At 66.7% G+C, this 2,669-nt stretch carries 4 protein-coding genes; 1 reads left to right on the top strand and 3 read right to left on the bottom strand.

Translation table 11 applies throughout. The features are described 5' to 3' along the window. Nucleotides 1–3: 3 nt before the first annotated feature. Nucleotides 4–1,062: a DNA replication/repair protein RecF gene (gene recF, locus VF649_RS02090; RefSeq protein ID WP_331010303.1), complete on the bottom strand. Its 1,059-nt coding sequence runs from the start codon at nucleotides 1,060–1,062 to the stop codon at nucleotides 4–6. 103 nt (nucleotides 1,063–1,165) lie between these two features. On the opposite strand from recF, the gene VF649_RS02085 reads away from it, so the two are divergent. Continuing rightward, complete coding sequence (locus VF649_RS02085) at nucleotides 1,166–1,549, top strand: VOC family protein (RefSeq protein WP_331010302.1); 384 nt, start codon at nucleotides 1,166–1,168, stop codon at nucleotides 1,547–1,549. On the opposite strand, the gene VF649_RS02080 is transcribed toward VF649_RS02085, so the two are convergent. Then, nucleotides 1,546–2,289: a molybdopterin-dependent oxidoreductase gene (locus tag VF649_RS02080; RefSeq protein ID WP_331010301.1), complete on the bottom strand. Its 744-nt coding sequence runs from the start codon at nucleotides 2,287–2,289 to the stop codon at nucleotides 1,546–1,548. The genes VF649_RS02085 and VF649_RS02080 overlap by 4 nt on opposite strands. Continuing rightward, nucleotides 2,286–2,669, bottom strand: a 384-nt coding sequence (locus VF649_RS02075) for a cytochrome b/b6 domain-containing protein (RefSeq protein ID WP_331010300.1), incomplete at its 5' end; no start/stop codon positions are given. The genes VF649_RS02080 and VF649_RS02075, both read right to left, overlap by 4 nt.

Genomic DNA, 2,669 nt, shown 5'->3' with positions numbered 1-2,669 from the left:
CACTCATGCTTGTCCCCCCAGAGCAATACGCGTCGCGTCGGTGCCGATCGCGTCGAACAGAGCAGGTTCGGTGCCCGTGATCCACACCTGTCCGCGTCCCGCGAGGCGATCGAACAATGCCGCACGGCGCAGCGGGTCCAGGTGCGCGGCGACTTCATCAAGCAACAGGATCGGCGCTCGGCCGGTCCGCTCGGCAACCAGATCGGCATGGGCAAGCACGATGCCGAGCAGCAACGCCTTTTGCTCGCCCGTCGAACACAGCGCCGCAGCCTGCTGTTTAGCTGCATGAGTCACAACAAGGTCGCTGCGATGCGGTCCTGCCAGCGCACGCCCGGCGGCGGCGTCACGCGCGCGACCGGCCGCGAGTTCAGCCGCGAGATCACCGCCGCGCCAGCCATCCAGCGCCAGTGTCGCGCGCGCAAAGGGCCCTTCGGGCACGTGGCGCAGTCGCTCGGCAAGCGCCGCCACCGTCTCTGCCCGCGCCGCCGCCATCGCCTGTCCGTGCTCCGCCATCTGCGCTTCCAACGCCCCCAGCCAGCCAGTGTCGGGAACGCCTTCGTCGGCGAGCAGCCGATTACGCGCGCGCATTGCCGCTTCGTAGCGGTTGGCGTGAACCGCATGCCCTGGCGCCAGTGCAAGCGTCAGGCGGTCGAGAAAGCGCCGCCGTTCCGAAGCGGCTTCGGCGAACAATCGGTCCATCGCCGGTGTCAGCCACAGCATCGTCACCCACTCGCCCAGTGCGGTTGCCGCAGTGGTGGCGCCCTGGATTCGTACGATGCGACGTTCGGGCGCGGAAGCCTGGGTACCGGTGGCGAGGCTGACGTCCCCATCCGGCAGCGTCAGTTCGGCGCGGACACCGAACCCGCCCGGGCCGCTGCTTCGCGCCATCTCGCCAAGCGCCGCTCGCCTCAGGCCGCGCCCCGGCGCGAACAGGGAGACCGCCTCCAGGATGTTGGTCTTGCCCGCGCCATTCTCACCGGTGAGCACGACGAAGCCGGGCCCAGCGGCGATCGCAAGTTCGGGGTGATTCCGGAAATCGGTGAGGACGAGCCGCGACAACATTCGAGGCAGACCCTAGCGGCGCCCGAACCCAGCGTCACGCTGCCACCGTTTCGCGGTCCGAGGGATGCTGATACGACGAGGCGGGCAATCAGGAGAGAACGACATGCCGGTTCAGGGGATAGGTGGGCTGTTTTTTCGGGCCAAGGATCCAGACTCGCTCAACGCCTGGTACCGCGATCACCTCGGCGTCGGCGCGGGCTGCACGACGGACGGCGCGGGCGAAAAGTCCGATTGGCATTGGATGACGGCGGGCGGTCCGGTCGTGTTCGCACCGTTCAAGGCCGACACCGATTATTTCGCGGCCGACAAGGCATTCATGATCAACCTGCGCGTGACCGATATCGACACGATGCTGGAAACCCTGCGTGAGGCAGGCGTTGAGGTGACCGTCGATCCCGAATGGGACCACCCCGACACCGGACGGTTCGCGCGCATCCATGATCCCGAAGGCAACGCTATCGAGCTGTGGCAGCCGCCGACCGCCTAGATACCTGCGTACCAATCATAGTCGACGCGGTCTTCCCAATAGCCGCCCTTGCCGAGGCCCACCCCGGCAAGGCTCGAGACCGCGTCGACGCGCATCAGATATTTGGCGTGCTTGTAACCCAATTGCCGCTCGACCCGCAGCCGGAGCGGGGCACCGTTCATCACCGGCAGCGGCTGGTCGTTCAACGCCCAGGCCAGGATAGTCTGCGGGTGGAACGCGTCGACCAGGTCGATCGATTCATAATAGGGCTCGCCGCCGTACAGGTCGGCGCAGGTGAAGACGATGAAACGCGCGGCATCGCGAAGCCCTGCCGCCTCGAGCACCGTCCGTAGCGTCGGCCCTGTCCAACCGCCGATCGCACTCCAGCCCTCCACGCAATCGTGGCGGGTGATCTGGCGGCGCTGCGGCAATGCGCGGATCTGGGGCAGGGATATCGACAGGGGATGCGTCACCAGTCCGCCCACCTGCAGCCGCCAATCGGCGAATTGCCCCTCGACCAGTGCGTTGTAGGCCGGCGTCCCCGGATTGCGGGTGCCATTCGGCCGGAACACTCGCGACCGCTGGTTGGGGTCGAATTCGGGCGCGAGGCGGTCGCGGTCCATCAGCGCGCGTTGCAGCCCGCGATGAATATCCTCGCCCTTGAACAGGATCGCGCGTGCCTCGGGAATCACCGCGATCCGGTCGCACCCGGCCAGCAGTGCGGCTCCCCCAATGACCAGCGAACGTCTTGTCAGGATCATCCGGGCACTTTCCAGCGCCCGGTGATGATCGACCGCATCTCGTTGATCGGCCCCGCCAGGATCACCAGGACGAGATGTACCACCGTGAACAGGGTCAGCCCAACAAAGGCGATGAAGTGGAGCGAGCGCGCCGACTGACGTCCGCCGAACATGTCGAGCAGCCATGGCCAAGCCGCGTTCATCCCCGGCGACATCGCCAGGCCGGTCAGGATCACCAGCGGCAGCAGCACGAACAGCACGAGGATGTAGCTCAACTTCTGGAAGATATTGTACGCTGCCGGCCCTTCCGGGTCGTGGAAGCGGAACACCAGATGCGCCTTCACGTCCGCGATCAGGTGCGCCGCCGAAAGCTCCCGCGCGCGCAGCCGCAAGTCGCGCTG

The sequence above is a fragment of the Sphingomonas sp. genome, assembly GCF_036387535.1.
Classification (GTDB): Bacteria; Pseudomonadota; Alphaproteobacteria; order Sphingomonadales; family Sphingomonadaceae; genus Sphingomonas_R.
Note: the sequence above shows the minus strand (reverse complement) of the source record. Positions and strands in the feature narration are given on the sequence as shown.